2 protein-coding genes and 1 pseudogene are annotated in these 4,303 nt (G+C 37.0%); all 3 read right to left on the minus strand.

The features are described from left to right. A pseudogene (locus tag VF500_RS26885) lies at positions 1 to 965 on the minus strand (hypothetical protein); the annotation flags it as partial. Positions 966 to 973: 8 nt separating this feature from the next. Next, on the minus strand, positions 974 to 2,191 hold the full coding sequence (locus VF500_RS26890) for a 6-bladed beta-propeller (RefSeq protein ID WP_330862621.1): 1,218 nt from the start codon (positions 2,189 to 2,191) through the stop codon (positions 974 to 976). Between the two features lie 8 nt (positions 2,192 to 2,199). Further along, entirely contained in the window at positions 2,200 to 2,838 is a 639-nt protein-coding gene (locus VF500_RS26895) for a hypothetical protein (protein WP_330862622.1), read from the minus strand. Between the last annotated feature and the right edge of the window lie 1,465 nt (positions 2,839 to 4,303).

Consider the following 4,303-nt stretch of genomic DNA (forward strand, 5'->3'; position numbering starts at 1 on the left):
AAACCACCGGTGATAGGTTTATTGATGCCTTGCATACTAAAATCGGGTTGATAGGTAACATTTGCACCTACGCCCTTGTAGGTGCTATTGCCCATCAGTGTACTTACGTTGTTGGCAACTTTGTTAATGTTGTTGGCAGCGCCTACAATACCAAACTGTGTAAGGCTTGTAAAGGAATTGATGCTGACATCAGTCTCATAACGTTTATTTGTGCCATACCCGCCCCCCAATTTGCCAAAATGCCCCGAACTGTTATCTTTCTTTAGCTTTATATTTACTTCCGTAGTTGAATCCAACGGATTATCCTGGTTTTTTAATTTCTGATAAACCTGTATTTTATCCACTGCGTCTTTAGGCAGGTTTTGTGTGGCTATTTTAGTAACACCACTAAAAAATGGTTTTCCGTTAACCAGCACGCTGCTTACCTTCCTGCCATTAACGGTTATATCTCCATCGCCCCAAATGGTTACACCGGGCAGTTTGCGCAGTAAATCTTCTGTTACAGCGTTTTTATCCAGTTTAAAAGCATCGGCATTAAACTCCAGCGTATCGCCGTTCATTTGTACAGGAGGCGGGGCTTTTATCACCACCTCTTTTAATTCTATTTCATGGCGTTCCATATTGATGTTTTTCAAATCAAGCTTCGGGTCTTTCGGTGCAATGATCAATGTTTGCACTAAGGTTTTATAGCCCGCGTAACTTGTAATTAAACGGAGTTTAACACCTACGGGTAAATTGCTGAGTTGAAACTCACCGAAATTATTAGTGAGCTGATAATTTATAAGTGAACTGTCCTGCGCATTATAAACAGCTACCGTAGTTGCCTGAAGTACATAGTTGTGTACCGAATCGCGCACTACTCCCTTTACCGTGCCTATATGCCCCGGATCTTTTTTCTGCGCCTGGGCGGTTGAATATAAGATTAGCGAAAACAACAGTAAAAGTAATTGGCGCAGTGTATTCATCAGAAGGGTTACAGGTTATCTTTCGGGGTTAGTTCAATAATTGCGGGGTTTTGTTGCCGGGTCATTTTTTTCATCATCGTTAATCCCTCGCCGTTAACAGCCCTACTGCTGTTTAGTCCGTTTTTATAGGCAAGTGTTAAATTAAGAGATGAAACGCTGGTATATATTTTTTGATCGTAAGCTACAGGTATCAAAGGCCAGTTATCAAATATTGGCAGGTTATAGCTTAACGGATCTGGCAATATCCGCTCAAATGAATAGGGCATACCCGTTTTTAAGCTGTAAAGGATATAACTGTCTTTTCTATCGTAATTATAAAACTTAAATGACAGCCAGTGTTCATTGATATAAATATTTTGGATGGAATAAACCATACGAGGATGATCTTTCAGAAAATCCTGCCTTCTTCCATCAAAATGTTTATCGCGCATAAAATCGGCCGGCACGGTCATACTGGCAGGAAAAATAAATCTGTAGGCATCAGTAACTCCCGAAGTATCGATCTTATAAAATGCATTGTCATAATATTCTGACGATGCAATCACAAAGCTTTTACCCTTGTCATGGTTTAATGTCAAATCCCCGCCATTCAATCGATCCTCGGGTGGAAGATAAAAAAGGGTATCGTGCTTTAAGATGTCTTTTTTTGAAGTAACGCCATCCGTTGCCAGGGAATAGTCATATTGTTGATCCTGAGACTCTTTTATGTTACCAGGTTTGGCCTTCTTTAGTAAGTAATATCCGTTTAGTAATTCCGCATCCCAATAGAGCGTATTATTAAAAGGCTCAGTTTTCACCAACTTGCCTGCAAGGTTGAAATGAAAAATTTTGTTACGTATAGCTTCCTGATAGGATGGGGGTATTACAATAATTTCATTATGTGCATAGTCAAAAAGAACTTTCTCGAAAAAGCCTAATCCCTGCGTGTGTTTGGCTCCAGGCAGATCATTTATTTTGGAAACATATTTTCCCTGTTTTGTGAAGATTAATACCTGGTTGGTTGTATTGTCATACACGATAAAATTATCACCGGTAACTATCAGGTGCTCTATTCTGCCAAACAAGCTTTCCCTGGTTGTTTCCAGCGGAATAAATTTTACATCTTTAAAGATAGCAGAAACCGGGCCGCCGTTAGCATTACCTACGTCTATACGCAACTTGGCGTAAGTTTGCGCCTGCACCAATGCGCTTGTCAGCAGGCATAAAAAGGTTGTAAAAATTTTCATGGCGGTGTTTAGTGTATATCTTTATCAATATAGTTTAGGTACTCTTTTAATTTTTTAAGGTCTTCCTTAAAGGGGAGAAAAACTTTTTGCACCTGTAAACCAGGGGTTAAAACAAACAGAAATGGCAGGTTTTTATTTTCAATTGGCGCCATATTTAACCCGTTTATATCGTCTAACAAGTCAAATTTGGCAAATACCGGCTTCTCATAATCTGTTTTAATAATAAAATCCCTGTCGTTAAAATTATCAGAGATGATGATAACCTTCTCCGTTTTGCTCTTGAATTTTTTTTCTAAATTCTTTAAAACGCTATCAACACAAACGCTGCAATCTTTAGAAGAATATCTGAAAACCAACCTGGAGCGACCATTTACAACAGATGCCAGCGACCTCTTTTTTAGCGTAGTATCCTGAAGCATTACCGTGTCTTTTAAAGTCATTCCGTCAACTGGTAATAAAAGTGGGATATAGGCCTGATAAAATACATTGCCTGCACCGGATAGCGAAGAGCCATCGCTTTGGTTTTTATCGTATATAAGCTTAGGAGAGCCGGTTCTTGGACGCGCAAAAACAACATATACAAAGGAGCAGGTTGTTATTATTAACAAGCCAGACAGGATAAGGAGTGTATTGTTTTGATGCTTCATTATTTAATTATTTTTATATTCCAGTGGGTAACCAATACGTTAGTATATACTATATAAAACAAGAAGAAACAACTTAACAGAATGGTAAGTATTGGCTGATATTTAAATTTTGTTCGGATATTAAAGGAAAAACCATTATACACTATAATCAGGAAAAGAAAATAAGAAGATAGGTACATATACCTGTCGGCGAATAAAGCGGGTCTGTTCAGTGGCACTATCTGAAGCACTAACATTATTTGCACAACAAACAGTAAAAAACAAAAAGTTTCGAATAGGAATTTTTTGCTAAAAAGATAACTCTTTAACAAAAACATAGTTATGAAAAAAAGAAAAGGGAAAATAAAGTATACCGTGGGGAGCACGTCTCCCTTATCCATTGGAAAAGGATAATTATATCTTAATCTTATGGGTATAATTGAATTAAATATATATACATGAAAGCAATAAAACGACAGGGTTATTCTTTGAAAAAGAGGAAAAATATAAAAGGCAGGTTTATTAGCTTTTAGTGTAACTATACCAAAACCAGCAGAAATCAGCAGCAGCAATATCAGGAACGTAAATAAAAAATTGGCATTCCTGATATCTTTAGTTTGAACCTTTTTATAAAATACAAGCGCCAGAACCAACATAATCGGTGTTAAAACGGCCTGCTCCTTAAAAAAGAAAGATACTGTAAATGAAAGCAGGCAAATTATATAGCTATAAATTGCTCTTTCCGTAAGGATGTCGATAAAGCTAATAAGGCTAATTATGGTAAAAGTTGTGCATAACAGTAATTTTGATGCGGATATCCAGGCGACTGTTTCTACATTGATAGGAAGAACCAGCCACAATAAAGACACCAGTATACAAATTGCTGTTACATTGTGGGTTTTATTAAAGATTTTTAACAGGCGACCACTTAGCAAGTACAACAGCAAACTGTTGACCACGTGGATAAGCAGTGAAAAAAGATGGAAATAATATGGATCAAAACCATTTATTTGATATATAGCCGCATAATAAATAGTGTTTAGCGGGGAATATTGTATGTTCCAAAAATGTGTAAACAGATCTTTAAACCAGGAAAATGCCCCATGCATGGAACTTACCATCGGATTGTCCAACAACATCCAATCGTCATCAACAATAGAAAAACCCAACTCAACAATATGATAATAACATATAGCTGCAAATACCAAGATAGTGGAGATAAAAATGAAAAAGAGATTTTTTTTTCTCATGTTATTGCATATAAATTAAAGTTGATAACTTTTCCTACTAAATAAATTACGGCCATAATTTATCTTTCTAAAATTTCCGATAATTCAATTACATCCCTACGAGGGTAAAAGAAAAAAGTTAAAGAATGATGACGGCTTGTTTATGACCCGGTTCCCGTTTTTATTGGTCCGGTTCCCGTCGCATTTGCGTCTGCTGGAGCTGGTGGACAATTTACAGTTACATTCGTTGTCATAGT

It is taken from the genome of Mucilaginibacter sp., from assembly GCF_036383575.1.
In the GTDB taxonomy this organism is placed as follows: Bacteria; Bacteroidota; Bacteroidia; order Sphingobacteriales; family Sphingobacteriaceae; genus Mucilaginibacter.